The organism is Pleomorphochaeta naphthae, assembly GCF_055396005.1.
Window position 1 is genome coordinate 2,010,427 of the sequence record NZ_AP042457.1, and the last position, 17,030, is coordinate 2,027,456.

Here is a 17,030-nt window from a genome sequence, read left to right on the forward strand (position 1 = left end):
TTCATTATATCAAACTTTTACAACATAGCAAGAATTTTTTAAGTGAAACATTGATTAAGAAAAAGACTTGAGCTTATCACTCAAGTCTTAATATTATTTATCTAAATCTATCACACATTTCTATCGTATAACTTAATCTACTTTTTCTCCACTCTTCTATATCTAGACTCGTCAATCGCCAACTCCAGTTTGAAGATCCACAAGTAGATGGAGTATTCATTCGACTCTCTGTATCAAGTTCTAAAATATCTTGCATAGGTAAAATAGCCCATTTACTATTTGAAAAGAGCATACTACGAATTAATTTCCAAACAATTTCTTCGTTACTACTTTCAAAATATCTTCTGACTATATCTTTTTCACCTTCACTTAACTTATTAAACCAACCCCTAGTAGTATCATTGTCATGTGTACCACTGTAGACAACACTATTATAAGTACAATGATGAGGCAAATAAGCATTAGTTGAATCAAACTTACCATCTTTAAAACCAAATGCAAATTGAATAATTTTCATACCTGGTAAATTATTATTATCTCTTAACTCTTCAACTTCATCAGTAATTACACCTAGGTCTTCAGCGATTAAAGGTAAATCATGAAATTCTTTTTTTAACTGATCTAACAATTTTTGACCAGGGGCTTTTACCCATTTCCCATTTAAAGCTGTTTTTTCACTGCTAGGAACTTCCCAATATGATTCTAAACCTCTAAAGTGATCAATTCTAATAATATCACACATATCTAGAGTTGCTTTTATCCTTTGTACCCACCAATTAAATTCAGTTTCTTCATGTTTATTCCAATCATAAACTGGATTTCCCCATAATTGGCCTTCATCACTGAAAGCATCAGGCGGAACTCCAGCTGAAAATAGTTGTTGATAATTTTCGTCCATCTTAAATAGTTCAACATGAGTCCATGCATCAACACTATCGCCTGCAACAAATATTGGAATGTCTCCTATTATTTTAATGTCTTTTTCATTAGCATATGATTTTACTTTATGCCATTGAGTAAAAAAGAAATATTGAATAGCTTTAACTATTTCTATTTTATCCTTAAATTTTTTCTTTAATTCTAAAATAGTTTTTTTATCTCTTTTTTTTATCTCTTCAGGCCAAGCTACATACCATCTTGAGTCATTATATTCCTCAACTAAAACACTATAGAGTGCATAATCATCTAGCCAATAAGCATTTTCTTTACAAAAACTTTTAAAAGCTTTTTTATCTTTAGAATTAAGTAAGTTATTAGCTGCTTTTCTAAGTAAAGGCTCTTTAAAAGATCTTACTAAGTTATAATCAATTCTATCTGTTATTTCAAATGGATCATTAAAAACATCTGTTAATTCAAGATATCCAGCATAGGCTAGTTCGTTTAAATCTATTAATAGTTCATTACCTGCAAAAGTACTTCTCGAAGCGTATGGAGAATCCCCATATCCGGTAGGTCCTAAAGGTAATATTTGCCATAATGTGATTTTCATTTCTACTAATAAATCAATAAACTCTATAGCTTTATCACCTAAACTTCCGATGCCATGCCTAGAAGGCAAAGATGTTGGATGTAATAGTACTCCACAATTTCTAATTTCACTTTTCATAAGAGCAAGTCTAATAAAAATTACAACTTTTGGCTATTCCAACCTTGTTGTATTATAATAAAAAATAGAGTATAATACAAAAGTTATGAGTGCAAATAAAAACGATACACAATTTATAGTCGGTGAACACGTAGTATACCCTTTACAAGGGGTTGGTATAGTTAAAAGAATTGAAGAAAGAAATTTCAGAGGCAAGCCTACTCTTTACTATGTTATTTACTTAGACATTTCAGATATGACTGTCATGATACCTGTTGCTAAATCAGCAGAGATGGGTATTAGAGGCATTGTACAAAAAAAAGAGGCTTTAGAAGCTATCAATTCTATTTCTAAAGATTACAAACAGCCACCAGTAGATTGGAAGGCACGCTATCAAATGAATGTTGATCTTCTAAAAGAAGGATCAATTACTTCAATTGCGACAGTGGTCCAAACTCTTTACCATAGGTCTAAAGTCAAAGAACTTCCAGTTCAAGAGAGAAGATTATATGATAGTGCGCTTAGAATACTAATTGATGAAGCTGCCTATTCTCTAGATAAAGAAAAAGATGAGATTCAAATGCTTATCTTCAGTAAATTAGAATAACATGTCCATTCCAAATTTTTGCGCTATAATTACTGCAGCTGGTAATAGTTCAAGGTTTAACAATGGTAATGATGCAGGTGTAAAAAAAGAATACTTAAAAATTAATGAGCATACCGTTTTATACAATTCGGTTGCCCCATTTTTAGCTGTTCCTGGCATCAAAGCTATTATTGTAACTACTCCTAAAGACTCTAAAACAGAATGTTTAGTTGCACTCGAGGAATTAGGAGATAGATGTCCTGTACCTTTGATTCTAAGTGATGGGGGTAAGACACGTCAAGAAAGTGTAAAAAACGCTCTTTCTATGTTGAAAACTTTAGACTTACCTATTGATTTCGTTGCAATACATGATGGGGCTAGATGTTTTGTAACACCTGAATTAATCATTAGAACTCTCGCCACAGCAAAAGTATACGGAGGTTGTGCTCCAGCAGTGCCTATTACTGATTCAATTAAAGAAATTGATCAAAATGGTACTATTTCTCGTCATATAGATAGAACAAAAGTATTTTCTGTACAAACACCTCAAGTTTTTCATTTTCCAGAAATTTATCTTGCTCATCAAAATGCAGATGAAGATAAGGTATATACAGATGATACTGAAATATATAGCGATTTTAATTTAGGTGTTGGAGTTTGTGTTGGGGATATTAAAAATACAAAAATAACTTTCCTAAATGATATTCCAAATGCCGAAAAACAAATTAAAGAATATATTGAAGCAAAATCTGAAGGTGAAAAAAAATACTTTAAAGACAAAGAATTTCGATCATACATCAATAAAATAAGGTAAGGGATATTTGTGAGAATTGGACAAGGTTTTGATTTACATAAGTTAGGGAAAAATAGAGATCTTATTATCGGTGGTATAAAAATTCCGAATGATAAAGGTGAAATATCTCACAGTGATGGTGATGTTTTATTACATGCCATCATTGATGCAATTTTAGGCTCTTGTGGTGCTGATGATATTGGGGCACATTTTAGTGATACTGATGAAAAATTTAAAGATATCAGCAGCGAAGTGCTTTTAAAAGAGACATTAAAACTTTATCCCATTCAAATTATCAACTTAGATTGTACCATTATTTTACAAACCCCAAAATTAAAAGAATATAAACAGAAAATTAAAAACAATCTTTCTCGATTACTCTCTATCGATCCTTCCCTAATTTCAATAAAAGCTAAAACTTCAGAAAATATTCTAGGTGAATTAGGCTCTGGTGATGCTATCATAGCCCAAGCTGTAATCTTAGTTGAAGAAATTAAAGAGTTATGGGTTTAAAAAAAGCTACTAGAAAATCTAGCAGCTTTTTAATATAAGAAAAAGTCCTCCATAAAGGGAGGACTCATCAATATATTATTTGGAAATTAACATGGTTTTAGGATCTAAGCAAACCTCAAGAGGTTTTTCCGATACTTTGTCATGTTCTTTAACTAGAGTCATTCTTACTCTGTCACCTTTCTCATTCATCTTTAAACCAACTAGAACATCAATAACTTCTAAATAAGGTGAAATGGATTCTGGAACACCATATTCATCATATTTAATATCTTGTCTAACTGGGGATACACTAAACCAAACTTCAACGTTTAATCTAGAGGCAAAATCTTTTATTTTCTTCACATCTTCAATATTCGCAGTCGTTAATTTAAAGCCATCAAACAATATTGCATCTGCCTTAAAAGAACCAGCATTAATTAATGTTTCTAAACTTGATAAGACTTTATCAATAGAAACCATATCTTGACTAAAATTCATCACTACACGATTTGATAATATTTCATCATATACTGTAGCTGCACCATCTAAACCTTGTTTATCGGATACTTCTTGGAATACCTCCTTATACCAATTTATAACATGCTCAACATTTCCACTAAAAGAAACGTGAATTACGTGTTCGCCTCTGAATAGTTTATCAGTTGCCAAGTGTACTAGACAGGCTGTTTTTCCTACCCCATGACGAGATATTAGAACACCTAAATTACCACGGCCTAAGCCGCCACCAATAGACTCTTCAAAGACGCGAAGTGGGCTAATTTTGGTTAACTCTTGAATTTCCATGTATTTTACCTCCGAAATATCTTGATAATTAATTATATCATGAAAAGTTTAACTCGGGGAAAAATGTTTGTTTTTTTTAAATTAAAGCGACAATTAAAAGCTATCAAAATTTAGATAAATCCAAATAGCAAAAAAAAATATCGGACTTTATTTTTTCAATAAAATCCGATAATTATTTAATTTAATGCTAATTTATTTGTTTTCTTCAGCACGTTTTTTTGCATATTTCTCTTTTAACTCAGTTGATACACTTTGTGGAACTTTACCATATTTTGCTAATTCCATGGTAAATTCTGCTTTACCTTGAGTCAAAGATCTTAATACTGTGGAATAACCAAACATCTCTGAAAGAGGTACTTCAGCTTCAACAATACAGTTTACACCTTCTTCACTAGATGAAATAATCATACCACGTCTTTGGTTAATAGAACCGAAGATGTTTCCTTGGAATTCTGTTGGTCCTGTAACTTCAACTTTCATGATTGGCTCAAGAATAACAGGTTTTGCTCTTTCATAAGCTTCTCTGAAAGCAGATAAAGCAGCTGTTTGGAAAGCCATATCAGATGAGTCAACTGGGTGCCATGCACCATCATTAACACAAGCAGAAACATTAACAATTGGGAAACCAACTTGAGTTCCTTTCTTCATTGCCAATTGGAAACCTTTATCACAAGATGGGATATATTCTGTTGGAATTGCACCACCCTTGATTTTGTCAATAAATTCGTATTCTTTTTGATCTTCGCCTTCAGCAGCAGGAGCGATAGGTTCGATATAACCTGCAACACGAGCATATTGACCAGATCCACCAGTTTGCTTTTTGTGAGTATAGTTAAACTCAGCTCTTTGTGAAATAGTTTCACGATATGCAACTTCTGGTTTACCAATCTTAACTTCAGCTTTATATTCTCTCTTCATTCTTTCAACATAAACTTCTAAGTGTAACTCACCCATTCCTTGAATAATGGTTTGGTTAGACTCAGGGTCTACGAAAGTTCTGAAAGTTGGGTCTTCTTTAGTAAATCTATTTAAAGCCTTAGCCATGTTATCAGCAGCTTTTTTGTCTACAGGTTCAATTGAAAGAGAGATAACAGGATTTGGAACGAACATAGATGTCATAGAATAGTTTAAGTCTGGGTGACAGAAAGTATCACCAGAAGCACAATCTATTCCAAATAGTGCAGCAATTTCACCGCATCCACATTCTTGTAAATCTTCCATCTCGTTAGAGTGCATTCTAATCAAACGACCAATTTTAAATTTCTTTCTTGATCTAGTGTTGAATAACTCATCACCTTTCTTAATTTTTCCTTGATAAACACGAATATATGTTAACTGACCATATTGTCCATCTTCTAGTTTAAATGCAAGAACAACAGGTTTTAATGATTCATCTGAAGGTAAAACAATTTCTTTTTCATCATTATCCAAATCTAAAGCTCTGTTTTCAACTTCAGTTGGATTAGGTAGGAAAGAACTAACAGCATCAAGTAGAGGTGGAATACCTTTATTTTTATAAGCAGAACCAAGAAAAACAGGACAAAGTTTTAATGCAATAGTTGCTTTACGTACTGCAGCATTGATTAAATCAACAGTAACGTTTTCTTCTAGCATAGCTTCCATTAAGTCGTCATCTACTAGAGAAATAGCATCTAACATTTCTTCTCTTTTTTCGTTTGCTTCATCAATTAATTCTTCTGGAATTTCAGCATATCTTGGTTGTAGGCCATCTGCACCAGAATCGAAATAAATTGCTTTCATTTCTACTAAGTCTACTACACCTTCAAGCTTATCTTCCAAACCAATTGGGATTTGCATCATAACTGCGTTTAAGCCCAATTTATTAATTAATTGATCTTTAACACGGTATGGGTTAGCACCAGTTCTATCACATTTGTTAATAAATGCGATACGAGGTACGTTATAACGTTTCATTTGTCTATCAACAGTAATAGATTGTGATTGTACCCCACCAACAGAACAGAGAACAAGGATTGCGCCATCTAAAACACGTAAAGATCTTTCAACTTCGATTGTGAAATCAACGTGACCTGGAGTATCAATAATGTTTATTTCTTTATCTTTCCATGTTACGTTAGTTGCTGCAGATGCAATAGTAATACCACGCTCTTTTTCAAGTTCCATACTGTCCATTGTTGCACCAACACCATCTTTACCACGTACTTCATGGATTGCATGAATTTTCTTGCAGTAATAAAGAATACGTTCAGTAAGAGTTGTTTTACCGGAGTCAATGTGGGCACTAATACCGATGTTTCTCATGTTATTCAGGTTGCTCATAAATTAAAACCTCTTATTATAGAATATGTTTTAGTCCCAGGCCTTTCCTGAAACATTATTTACATTTGTTATGCATTAATAAAAATTATATCATTACTATAAATTAATACACCGTGAGGATAATAAAACAAACAACAACTTTTTTCAATCCTTTGTGCTAAGTTTTTTTCTATACTGTAAATATTATCTTTAATTAGTTGAATTTATTTATAATAAAAGCACTTATCTTATATTAACTTTAAACAAACACAAGATAAATTATACATTTTTATGACTAAAATAACAATAATACTAAATTATTAAAAAAGTATTAAATTTCAAATTAAATTAAATTTTCTACCATAATCTTTAGTATATTTTTTTTAACTTTAACACTTCTAATAAAATTATAAAAATTATCATATATAAGCTAATCAAACAAAAATTAAAAAAGGGATAAAAATTAAACTAAAAACTCGAGACAAGAAAAGTTTTATTTGTTACTATTTTTCATAAAATAGGACAATTTATAATGAATAACAAGACAAAAGGCATTCTTTGTGTATTAATTAGCTCATTTAGTTTTGGCACGATGAATGTATTTATTAGATTAAGCGGGGATTTACCCACTACTCAAAAAGTTTTCTTTAGAAATATAATAGCAGCTATAGTAGCTTCTTTTATTTTATATAAATCTCATCAAAAAGTTAGGGTTCAAAAGAAAAATATACCTTCTCTAATAGCAAGATGTGTATTTGGAATAATTGCAATGCTTTGTAATTTTTATTCAGTTGACCATCTTTTATTAAGCGATGTAACAATTATTGCTAAACTTGGACCATTTTTTACTATAATATTCTGCTATTTATTCTTAAAAGAAGTACCAAAAGTTTATCAAATAATTGGAATATTTATTGCATTTATTGGTGTGTACTTTGTAGCAAATCCTGCATTCAACAATGGTACCTTAGTCAATTATTTGATTGCTATTACTGGCGCTTTATGTATGGGGTTAGCATATACATTCCTTCGAAGCTGTTTAAATAAAGGAGAGAATAAAAGTATAATTGTATTTATCTTTTCACTTTTCTCATCAATAGTTTGTGTTCCTCTATTGATTTATTCATACACACCTATGACAACTTATCAAGTATTTATGCTTCTAGGGGCAGGACTAAGTGCAACAGCAGGTCAATTTGGCCTAACTTATGCTTATTACTTTGCAAGTGCTAAAGATGTTTCAATATATGATTATTTCCAACTAATTTGGGCTGCATTATACTCATACTTCTTATTCCATGAAACCTTTGTATTTAGCTCATTAATTGGTTATGTAATAATAACATCTGCAGCAATATTTATTTTTATAAAAGAACAAAGAGAAAAACAAATCTCTAATATTTAGCTTAAACTTTTTCTATCAAAGAATTTTCCTTTTTTAAAAATAAACAAGCTAACTAGACCTCTAACTATCAAATCTAGAGTCATTGCAAACCAAGCTCCGTTTAAACCAAAAGTAGAATAATTAACAAAGTAAAAAGCTAAAGGCAAGCGAACGATCCACATTCCTATTATTGAAATAAAGAAAGGCCTTTTAGTATCTCCTGAGCCTCTCAATATCCCAAACACCATCATAGATAAACCAAAAAAAGGCTCACAGATTGCGACGATTCTTAAAAGTTTTGAGCCTAAGGTAATAACTTCGTTATCAAAAGTGAAGAAGCCAACTAAAGAAGAAGAGAATATGTAGAGAAAAACTCCTGCAACACTCATTGTTAAAGTTCCCATTATGAGAGAATTTTTAGCATATTTTTTAGCCAAATCTTTCTTATTTCCACCTAAGGCTTGAGCTACTAAGGTCGTCGCTGCTGTAGCAAAACCAAAAGTTGGCATATATGTAATCGATTCAGCTTGTATAGCTAAATAATGAGCTGCTAAAGCTTTTGTTCCTAAACTTGCTACAATTGCAGTCAAAAAAATCTGTCCAATTGTCAAAGAAAGCCTTTCAAAAGCATTTGGTAAAGCCAAAAGAGAAGCATTTTTATTTATATTCCAATTCATTTTAAAGGGATTTATAATCTTTATATCTAACTTATATCTTTTATCTTTAACTAATAATATTAAAAGTATTAATTGTGATATAGCTATGGAAATGAACGTTGCAATTGCTGCACCTTTAACACCTAAACCAGCCCTTTGTAAAGTAAATTGAGAGTTGAAAAAAGAAATTTCTTTTGATGGAAAAATTAAAAAATAATTTAAAAATACATTAATAATATTATTTAAAATATTTACTATAAAGGGAGTTTTAGTATTCCCAGCTGCTCTAAAAATACCACTACTCATTATCATTAAACTTTGAGGAATAAAGGCAAAAGTTATCCACTTAATATAACTTAGGGAATCTTCAACAATTGCCAAATCTGCTTTTAAAAAATATGGGAGCTTTGGTCCTATATATAGCATTATTGAAAAAATAATCAATCCTAAGAATAAAGCAGCAAACAACCCTTGATTAGCTGCTAAAGAAGATCTTTTAAAATTTTTAGCACCTATATTTTTAGCAACTAAAACACCGAACCCCACTGCTATTGAACTCAAGAGTCCATTTACTAGCCAAATTGTTGAAGAATTAATTGAGATTGAAGCTGTAGCTACTGCCCCTAGAGAGCCCACCATAGCTGTATCTATATAATTTACAAAAGTTAACAAAATTTGTTCTGTAATTGTGGGCCAAGCTAATAAAAGAATTGTTTTTGTTACAGATTGATTTTCGTTAAGCAAATCTAAAGTCTGCATTAGCACATCCTGTATGTTATTTTTTTTCTCTTTAATGTAAAAAAAATAAATTTTTTATTAATGAATTAAACATTAAACGCTAATATATAATAATTAGTTTACAGCTACAAGTTTATTTGTCCCTATATGGGAAATTAAAATAGAACTTTTTCAAATATTCTTTAAAAATTATATTAAATATGGTAGTATAATTAATTATGAGTACTATATTTGAAAAGATAATTAATAATGAAATACCGGCAACTAAATTGCATGAAGATGATATCTGTATTGTTATTTTAGATATTAATCCCGTTAATAAGGGACATGCTTTAGTTATTAACAAAAAACCTTATCCAACATTTTCTCAATGTCCAGCTGATGAATTATCTCATATGATGGAAATAGCAAAAAAAGTTGATGCTTTACAAAGAGAAAAACTTAACTGCGATGGTACTAACATCATCATAAACAATTCTAAAGCAGCAAACCAAGAAATACCTCACCTACATATCCATGTCATTCCTAGGTACTATGATGATGGGGCTACTTTAAAACTAAAACATGAAAGTTACGGAGAAGATGAGCTAAATGAATTTGGTGAGAAATTAAAATTTTAATCACTAAATTAAAAGGAGCTGTATCAAGAACAAGTGAAAAACATATTTTTTTATAATAATTTTGATATATCAGCTATAATTATTTTAATAACAATAATTATTTTGCAAATATCACAGAGCCAGATTTATAACCCGACACAGCGACCATTTTCAATGTACGTTGTTTTAAGTATATTTACAGCTTTTACAAATATTTTAGATATACATTTTTTAAATAGCACAAAATATTCTTTAGCACTTTGTTACACAACTTGTATAATTTTTTATATTTTATTAGAACTTCAAATCCTATCTGTCTATTTATATTTTAACAGTAGATTTAATATGAAAAGAGAGCATAGGGTTTTTTATTTAAGTATTCCGGCAATTACTGTTCTTATAATGCTTATCAACAATGATACAAGTGGAATCATTTTTTCTATCGCTAATGATAGAAGTTTTACTTATGGTCCTCTATATTCCTTTATTTGGTTCAGTGCAATTTGTTATTTAATTGATTCAATTTATTTTTTAATTAAACAGAAAAATATAATGCAAAAAAGGAAAGTTAACCTTTTAATTTTCTGTGGATTATTTTTGGTATTAATGATTATTGCACATTATTTAACACCAAAAATCCAATTACTACAATTTGCAAACGCTATCTTAATTTTAATAATTTTTGTTGAAAAACAAAGTCCAATTCTCTCCGAAGATACAGCTACGGGAGCCTTGAATCCTGAAACATTTGATAACTATATTTTAACACAAATTAATAATGATACTAAACTGCTTTTCTTCCATGTTAAACACACAAATATTAGTAACGAACTATCTACTTTTTCTTTTATACCAAAAACTTATTCGGATATTATAAATAAAATAAAAAAAGCACTAAAGCAATCAATCATCTTTAGAATAGACCAAAACACTTTTGCAATAACATATAAAACAGACGCTGAGCGAATGATTGCTGCAAATATATGTTCTGATGAGTTCATACATTTAAAAGAGACTACACCGGCAGCACTACCTCTTAGATATCTCTTCGCACACACTGCCCCTCTAGATTCTTTTTCTGATAGAATCTCTTATAAAGATGCTATTCAATGGGCTTTAAAAAAATTAAATGACTCAAATACTAAACTAGATTTATACATCTCCTCCGACGATGCTATAGCTTTCGCAAGAAATAGAATTATTGACACCGAAATTCATAAAATTGTTAATAACAAACCTATTGATTTTAATTTACAACCAATCTTTAATTTAAAAAAGAATACATTTGATACAGCAGAAGCCTTAGCTAGAATCCAAGTACCTAGTATTGGCTACGTTCCTTGTGATGAATTTATTACAATTTCAGAAAACAATGGAACGATTGTAGCGATTGGAAAATCTATGATGGAAGAAATCTGTCATGTTATTAATACTATTAAAATTCCTTTCGAAACTATTTCTATAAATATTTCTATGATTCATTTTATGGAAACTCATATAGTTAAAGACTTTATTTCAATTTTAGACAGAAATAATATAGACCCTTCTAAAATCGTATTAGAAATTACAGAATCAACAAAAGCTATCAATTGGGATATTTTAACAACTAACATGAAGAAATTAAAAAAGGAAGGATTCAAACTTAGTCTAGATGATTTTGGCACTGGTTACTCTACTTTTGAATCTTTTCTTACTCTTCCTTTCGATATTGTTAAATTAGACAGAAATCTTTTACTTGCTTGTGAAAAAGAAGAATCTAAAAAAGAAGTTTTAAAAACAGTTGTTAAAATGATAAAAGATTTAAATTTCGAAATCATTTTAGAAGGTGTCGAAACAGAAGAACAAGATAAAATTGCAAGAGAAATAGGTGTGGATAAAATTCAAGGCTACTATTATAGTAAACCCTTAGATACTTCAGGCCTTCTATTATTCAATAAAAATCTTAATTCTAATCTTCAAAATTAAACCTATATTTATTTGGAGTGGTATGAACATAGTTCTTAAAAAATGAAATAAAATTATTAGAATTTTGTATCCCAATTTCTAAAGATATATCGCTAAGACTTTTATTTGTATATAGTAAAAGTTTTTTTGCCTTACTAAGCCGTTTTTCTATTAAATAATTTTTAAAAGTAATATTTAATTCTTTTTTAAATAAAAAGGATAGATATTTAGGACTTATAGATAACTCTTTACTTACTGACTCTAGTGATAATTTTTGATCTAAATTGCAAATTATGTAATTTGTAGCTTTCCTTATATATGGATTTATACTAATTTGATAATCCTCTATTGAATCAATTATTTGATCTATTATTTTATAAGCTATTTCAAGTAAATTATCTATATTATTAGCTTTTTCAACTTCGCTAATTATTAAATACGAGATATTTATATTATTATTTTTATTTACTAATTCTTCATTTAAATAAAACATGATCTTTGAGACTGTATGAATTAATATATTTTTTTTCAACCTAAAAATTCCTAATTTCTCAATTACATTTTCTTCAAAATCAACTAATAATTCTTCGAATAAATCTTCTTCTAGCAAACTATGTATATAATTGTGCAAGAACCCTTTATTTTTTTCTTTAATACTTATCAAAAGGACATTATATAATTGATATTGATTGTTAAGTGTAAAATTAGGTTGTTCTTCAAAATTAAATATTTTTTCTTCACTAAAAAAGAATTTTTCTCCTCTGTAAAACTTATAACTCTCATCTACAAAGCGAGGTATATGATAATAAAGTTCATACCCTGTCAAAAGAAAATAAAATAATCTAGATACTGCTTCTACTTCATTATATGAGACAAAATGATAATCATCTAAATTTTTAAAATCAATCTCAAGTGGTCCTAGCATGTGAACTATAGAAGTTTCTTTAACTAATATATAAAAAAGGTTCTCTTTAAGTGATATGACTATATCTGTTGATAATTTTTCAAATAATAATTTTTTTGAATAATAGAGATCATGATCTAAGTTTAAAATATTTGTTGGATTGAATTCACTTATGCACTCCCCACTATTTTTAAATTTTAAATAATAAGCATTTGTAATCTTACACAATAAATCTATCTCTTTTTGACTTCTCATATTTATATTATAATATATACATAAGTTTTATAAAACTAAATTAATTTATTATTTAAAAGGGACAATAATGCTAAACTATCAACTTATTGAAGATTTATGTACTTTGAATAACATTGGATTTAAAATGCTTAATGATGAAAATACTCTTAAGTTTAGCAATTGTGAAAACATTTTAAATTTTATAAAAAAGCGTAAAAATATATTCATAATTGAAGACAAAGATTATAATCATATAATAATCAAAAAAGATAAACTGTTTATCTTCGGCCCCTTTGAAAAGGACAATTTATTAATTTATGAAAATGCTAAACTTCTATTTTTCCTATTTTTTAACAAAATCTATAATAAAAATATAGATAAGGTTGCTGCTAATATTTCTTGTGATTTAAGTGATTTAATAGACTGTAAACGAGTTATAAAACCTATTGAGATTAACCTTATAGATTTTATTGAAGAAAGTATTAAAACTGGAGATATAGAGGCTTTAAAATTATATATTAAAATTATGTTTATATCTTTAATTATAAGAGAAAAAGATATTAGTAGTTTTAGATTGCAAAAGAATCTAGTTATTTATATTTTTAGCTATATATTTAGTACTATTGATAAAAATAATATTGATCCAGATTTTAATGTATTTCTAACTACTATAATAACAAGCGAATTTGAATTTTGTGAAAATAGTTCTCAATTGTTGTTTAAAACTTATCAACTAATTGATAAAATAAGTGATAGCTTTAATTTTACAATTCAAAAAAGCAACCAAAAAATTCGGGAAGCTAAATTTTATATTAATAATAACTTAGAAAAAAAACTAACACTCGATAAGGTTGCAAAACAAATGGGAATTAGTGCTAAATATCTATCTACCCTATTTTTTGAGGTTACTAATACTACTTTCAAAGAATATGTAAATAGGCAAAGAATAGATAAGGCAAGAAATCTTCTATCTTATTCTAATAAAAGTATTAGCGAAATATCTAAAGCTGTAGGAATTAAAAGTCCTAATAATTTCATTAGTTTCTTTAAACGCTATACTTCTAAAACTCCAAATAGTTTTAGAGAAGAAAGTAAATGTTAAAACGAACATTTACGTTCAAATTTCACCTTCTTTTTTAACTTATATTATGAAAATTAAAATTTTAGTGGTTTCCTCTCTATATCCATGTTATTGTTAAAAATGGATATTGTTATAACGAGTTAAGTATTGTTCTATTAAATATTATTTACTTTTTAAATTATAATTTAAAACAATTAAAACATATTTCAAGAACTCAAACTCGAACAGAACTTTATTTAGTTGATTTTCACAATGATTTGTAAAAGGAGTACTACATTATGCCAAAAATCAGGACAAAAGAAACAAAAGGAGTATATGAATTACTACAAGATTGGAGGACCTACCAAATTCAACGAACAGCTTTTATAGGTGTACTTTGTATTTTTGTTGGTATTATTTCTGGAATTGGGTCTGTTGGTTTTAGATATCTAATTAACTTCTTCTATAATATTTTTTTTCAAGGCACTTTATCATTTAAATCTGTAGGTGTTATATCAAATGTTTCGCGTTGGGGTAAATGGGTTATTATTGTTCCAGCACTATCTCTTATGCTTGCTAATTTTATAACAGAAAAATGGGCCCCTGAAGCTAAAGGACATGGGGTTCCTGAGGTAATGGATGCAGTAGCTGAAAATGGTGGAACAATTCGTCCGATTGTAGCTTTAGTTAAAATTTTCGCCTCAGCTATTACTATAGGTGGCGGAGGTTCTGTTGGTAGAGAAGGCCCCATAGTTCAAATAGGTTCGAGCTTTGGCTCTTCCCTTGGTCAGCTTCTCAAATTATCTTCTAGGGAAAAAATAATTTTAGTTGGAGCAGGTGCTGCCGGTGGTATAGGAGCAACTTTTAACGCTCCAATTGGAGGGGTAATGTTCGCGCTAGAGTTGATATTACCAGAATATAGTATTATGACTATTTTACCTCTTGTAATAAGTTCAATTGTATCAACATATTGTGCGGCTATTTTCCTCGGTTCAAGTCCTGCTTTTATAATTCCTTCATATGCTATGATTTCAACTTTTGAATTATTTTTTCATATTATTCTAGGTATTTTTACAGGATTAGTATCGGTGCTTTTTATAAAAAGCGTTTATGGGTTTGAAGATTTTGTAAATAAAATAAAAATTAATACCTTAATTAAATCTGCTATCGGAGGAATTTTAATTGGGATTTTAGGATATATTTCTCTACAACTATTTGATAATTATTTTATTTTCGGAGTTGGTTATGAATTTATGGATTTTGTTTTAGCTAATAAAGCAACAACAATTGGGATACTCTTATTCATGGTAGCAATTAAAATTATTGCTAATTCTCTAACTCTAAGTTGTGGAGGTTCAGGTGGGATATTTGCACCATCACTATTTTTAGGTGCTGCCTTAGGTGGAATCATGGGAGTTATTGCAAATTTTTTATTTCCAACTACAACAGGATCAATCGCAGCTTACGCCTTAGTTGGAATGGTTGGAATAGTTTCTGGTGTTACAGGAGGTGTTTTAACATCAATTATTATGCTTTTTGAAATGACAAGAAACTATGAAATTATGCTACCTATAATGTTATGTTCTGTAATTTCTTTTTTTATCGCACAACTGTTGAGCCATGATACTATGTATACAAAAAAACTATCTAGACGAGGTATTCATGTAGAATTTGATAAACGTATCTCTAGTTTTTCAACCTGTTCAGTTTCACAAGTATGCAAGAAAGACTTTATTTCTTGCTCACCTGACAATAACATTAAAGACACTATTGATTTAATGAAAAATAATAATCTAAGTGTCCTCCCTGTTATTGATGATGATAAAAACGTAATTGGTATAATAAAATATAAAGATTTATATAAAGCGGAGTATGATGAGACTCAAAATATTAATCAATTTATAGAAAGAGTTAAAATTGATGTCTCTCCTTCTTGCAATAACTACGATGCCTTAACTCTAATGCAAAGATCTAATTCTTCTATTTTAATTATTAAAAATCAGGACAAAGTTGTTGGCTTAGTTACTATGAAAAAACTATTAAATGCAAGTTTAGAAAAGAGATGTGTAACTTAAAAACAATTAAAAAGAATAATATTTATTATGCTAAAAATCAAATTTTATTTGTGCTTAATTTAAAAATAAAAAGTGCATTTAAAAATTGATTAAATGTTATACAACAATATCACTTAATGTAAATTTGAAGTTATAAATATGATGTAATAAGTTATAGTTTATAAGATTTATGGTAAAAGAGAGGCAATTAAAATAAATGTACAGATTTATTTTAGTTAAGAACTATCTTTACAGAGATAACACACTATGATTAAATAAATATATGAAAGAAGATAGTAAACCAAATCTCAGAAAAATACAGGCACTTAACACTCGTCGAAACATTTTCGATAAGGCAACAACTCTTTTTGTCGAAAAATCTTATGAAAAAGTAACTATAGCTCAAATATGTAAAGAAGCTGGAATTTCTGTTGGTGCTTTTTATCACCATTTTTCTAGCAAAGAAAGTGTATTAAATGAAGGTTATTTTTGGTTTGATAAAGAATTAAAAGAATCTTGGAACAAAAGAAAACCTTCATTAGCTCAAGACAATATTAAATTTCTAATTGAAGAGCAACTTAAAGCTATCGGTTCCTTAGGATATATATATGCAACTCAATTTTTCAAAAATCAACTTTCTAATAAAAATAAGTATATTCTAAATGAAGATAGAATATTTTATAAACTAGTTTACTCAAGCGTTCTACAAGGTATAGAAGAGAAAATATTTGAGGCGGATGCTCAAGAGATAACGAAAAGGATTTTAAGAATTTCAAGAGGAACTATTTATGATTGGTGTCTTCATGAAGGTAGTTATGATTTAGTTACTGAAGGACTAAAAGATCTTACTGTGGTACTAAATTATTATTTAATTAAAAAATAACTTTAAACCGATGACTAAGTTTTCAAACAACCAG

Annotated in this window: 14 protein-coding genes; 9 read left to right on the forward strand and 5 right to left on the reverse strand. The window is 29.0% G+C overall.

Annotated elements, in window-relative coordinates:
• Window positions 1-97: 97 nt before the first annotated feature.
• Window positions 98-1,606: a 4-alpha-glucanotransferase gene (gene malQ, locus ACZ5SO_RS09195; protein WP_464624145.1), complete on the reverse strand. Its 1,509-nt coding sequence runs from the start codon at window positions 1,604-1,606 to the stop codon at window positions 98-100.
• An 85-nt stretch (window positions 1,607-1,691) separates the two neighbouring features.
• On the opposite strand from malQ, the gene ACZ5SO_RS09200 reads away from it, so the two are divergent.
• From ACZ5SO_RS09200 to ispF, 3 genes are read left to right on the forward strand one after another with little or no spacing between them, the layout of a single operon-like run.
• Entirely contained in the window at window positions 1,692-2,192 is a 501-nt protein-coding gene (locus tag ACZ5SO_RS09200) for a CarD family transcriptional regulator (RefSeq protein ID WP_464624146.1), read from the forward strand.
• Between the two features lies 1 nt (window position 2,193).
• The gene (locus tag ACZ5SO_RS09205; protein ID WP_464624147.1) at window positions 2,194-2,985 is read left to right on the forward strand and encodes an IspD/TarI family cytidylyltransferase; all 792 of its coding nucleotides are present in this window, start codon (window positions 2,194-2,196) and stop codon (window positions 2,983-2,985) included.
• Between the two features lie 9 nt (window positions 2,986-2,994).
• Complete coding sequence (gene ispF / locus ACZ5SO_RS09210; protein WP_464624148.1) at window positions 2,995-3,477, forward strand: 2-C-methyl-D-erythritol 2,4-cyclodiphosphate synthase; 483 nt, start codon at window positions 2,995-2,997, stop codon at window positions 3,475-3,477.
• A 75-nt stretch (window positions 3,478-3,552) separates the two neighbouring features.
• On the opposite strand, the gene ACZ5SO_RS09215 is transcribed toward ispF, so the two are convergent.
• The gene (locus ACZ5SO_RS09215) at window positions 3,553-4,260 is read right to left on the reverse strand and encodes a hypothetical protein (RefSeq protein WP_464624149.1); all 708 of its coding nucleotides are present in this window, start codon (window positions 4,258-4,260) and stop codon (window positions 3,553-3,555) included.
• Between the two features lie 192 nt (window positions 4,261-4,452).
• Window positions 4,453-6,561: an elongation factor G gene (gene fusA, locus ACZ5SO_RS09220; protein WP_464624150.1), complete on the reverse strand. Its 2,109-nt coding sequence runs from the start codon at window positions 6,559-6,561 to the stop codon at window positions 4,453-4,455.
• 511 nt (window positions 6,562-7,072) lie between these two features.
• Between fusA and ACZ5SO_RS09225 the strand changes: the two genes are divergently transcribed.
• Window positions 7,073-7,945 carry a DMT family transporter gene (locus ACZ5SO_RS09225; protein ID WP_464624151.1) on the forward strand — a complete coding sequence of 291 codons (873 nt, stop codon included), beginning with the start codon at window positions 7,073-7,075 and terminating at the stop codon, window positions 7,943-7,945.
• On the opposite strand, the gene ACZ5SO_RS09230 is transcribed toward ACZ5SO_RS09225, so the two are convergent.
• A complete protein-coding gene (locus tag ACZ5SO_RS09230) occupies window positions 7,942-9,339 on the reverse strand; it encodes an MATE family efflux transporter (protein WP_464624152.1) in 1,398 nt (465 codons plus the stop codon). The genes ACZ5SO_RS09225 and ACZ5SO_RS09230 overlap by 4 nt on opposite strands.
• Before the next feature lie 197 nt (window positions 9,340-9,536).
• On the opposite strand from ACZ5SO_RS09230, the gene ACZ5SO_RS09235 reads away from it, so the two are divergent.
• Window positions 9,537-9,938, forward strand: a complete 402-nt coding sequence (locus ACZ5SO_RS09235) for an HIT family protein (RefSeq protein ID WP_464624153.1) — start codon at window positions 9,537-9,539, stop codon at window positions 9,936-9,938.
• A gap of 324 nt (window positions 9,939-10,262) precedes the next feature.
• On the forward strand, window positions 10,263-11,882 hold the full coding sequence (locus ACZ5SO_RS09240; RefSeq protein ID WP_464624154.1) for an EAL domain-containing protein: 1,620 nt from the start codon (window positions 10,263-10,265) through the stop codon (window positions 11,880-11,882).
• On the opposite strand, the gene ACZ5SO_RS09245 is transcribed toward ACZ5SO_RS09240, so the two are convergent.
• Window positions 11,866-13,020 (reverse strand): helix-turn-helix transcriptional regulator, encoded by a 1,155-nt coding sequence (locus ACZ5SO_RS09245; RefSeq protein ID WP_464624155.1) that lies wholly within the window; start codon window positions 13,018-13,020, stop codon window positions 11,866-11,868. The two genes, ACZ5SO_RS09240 and ACZ5SO_RS09245, sit on opposite strands and share 17 nt — an antisense overlap.
• A gap of 67 nt (window positions 13,021-13,087) precedes the next feature.
• On the opposite strand from ACZ5SO_RS09245, the gene ACZ5SO_RS09250 reads away from it, so the two are divergent.
• The 3 genes from ACZ5SO_RS09250 (at window position 13,088) to ACZ5SO_RS09260 (ending at window position 16,996) form a co-directional block, all read left to right on the forward strand.
• Window positions 13,088-14,101, forward strand: a complete 1,014-nt coding sequence (locus ACZ5SO_RS09250) for a helix-turn-helix transcriptional regulator (protein WP_464624156.1) — start codon at window positions 13,088-13,090, stop codon at window positions 14,099-14,101.
• A 257-nt stretch (window positions 14,102-14,358) separates the two neighbouring features.
• Window positions 14,359-16,134, forward strand: a complete 1,776-nt coding sequence (locus tag ACZ5SO_RS09255) for a chloride channel protein (protein ID WP_464624157.1) — start codon at window positions 14,359-14,361, stop codon at window positions 16,132-16,134.
• 262 nt (window positions 16,135-16,396) lie between these two features.
• On the forward strand, window positions 16,397-16,996 hold the full coding sequence (locus ACZ5SO_RS09260) for a TetR/AcrR family transcriptional regulator (protein WP_464624158.1): 600 nt from the start codon (window positions 16,397-16,399) through the stop codon (window positions 16,994-16,996).
• Window positions 16,997-17,030: the final 34 nt, after the last annotated feature.

What these genes read in the sequence shown, in the direction of transcription:
- malQ (WP_464624145.1), bottom strand. Translation starts at nt 1,606, where the DNA reads ATGAAAAGTGAAATTAGAAATTGTGGAGTACTATTACATCCAACATCT.
- ACZ5SO_RS09200 (WP_464624146.1), top strand. Translation starts at nt 1,692, where the DNA reads ATGAGTGCAAATAAAAACGATACACAATTTATAGTCGGTGAACACGTA.
- ACZ5SO_RS09205 (WP_464624147.1), top strand. Translation starts at nt 2,194, where the DNA reads ATGTCCATTCCAAATTTTTGCGCTATAATTACTGCAGCTGGTAATAGT.
- ACZ5SO_RS09215 (WP_464624149.1), bottom strand. Translation starts at nt 4,260, where the DNA reads ATGGAAATTCAAGAGTTAACCAAAATTAGCCCACTTCGCGTCTTTGAA.
- fusA (WP_464624150.1), bottom strand. Translation starts at nt 6,561, where the DNA reads ATGAGCAACCTGAATAACATGAGAAACATCGGTATTAGTGCCCACATT.
- ACZ5SO_RS09225 (WP_464624151.1), top strand. Translation starts at nt 7,073, where the DNA reads ATGAATAACAAGACAAAAGGCATTCTTTGTGTATTAATTAGCTCATTT.
- ACZ5SO_RS09230 (WP_464624152.1), bottom strand. Translation starts at nt 9,339, where the DNA reads ATGCAGACTTTAGATTTGCTTAACGAAAATCAATCTGTAACAAAAACA.
- ACZ5SO_RS09235 (WP_464624153.1), top strand. Translation starts at nt 9,537, where the DNA reads ATGAGTACTATATTTGAAAAGATAATTAATAATGAAATACCGGCAACT.
- ACZ5SO_RS09240 (WP_464624154.1), top strand. Translation starts at nt 10,263, where the DNA reads ATGAAAAGAGAGCATAGGGTTTTTTATTTAAGTATTCCGGCAATTACT.
- ACZ5SO_RS09245 (WP_464624155.1), bottom strand. Translation starts at nt 13,020, where the DNA reads ATGAGAAGTCAAAAAGAGATAGATTTATTGTGTAAGATTACAAATGCT.
- ACZ5SO_RS09250 (WP_464624156.1), top strand. Translation starts at nt 13,088, where the DNA reads ATGCTAAACTATCAACTTATTGAAGATTTATGTACTTTGAATAACATT.
- ACZ5SO_RS09255 (WP_464624157.1), top strand. Translation starts at nt 14,359, where the DNA reads ATGCCAAAAATCAGGACAAAAGAAACAAAAGGAGTATATGAATTACTA.
- ACZ5SO_RS09260 (WP_464624158.1), top strand. Translation starts at nt 16,397, where the DNA reads ATGAAAGAAGATAGTAAACCAAATCTCAGAAAAATACAGGCACTTAAC.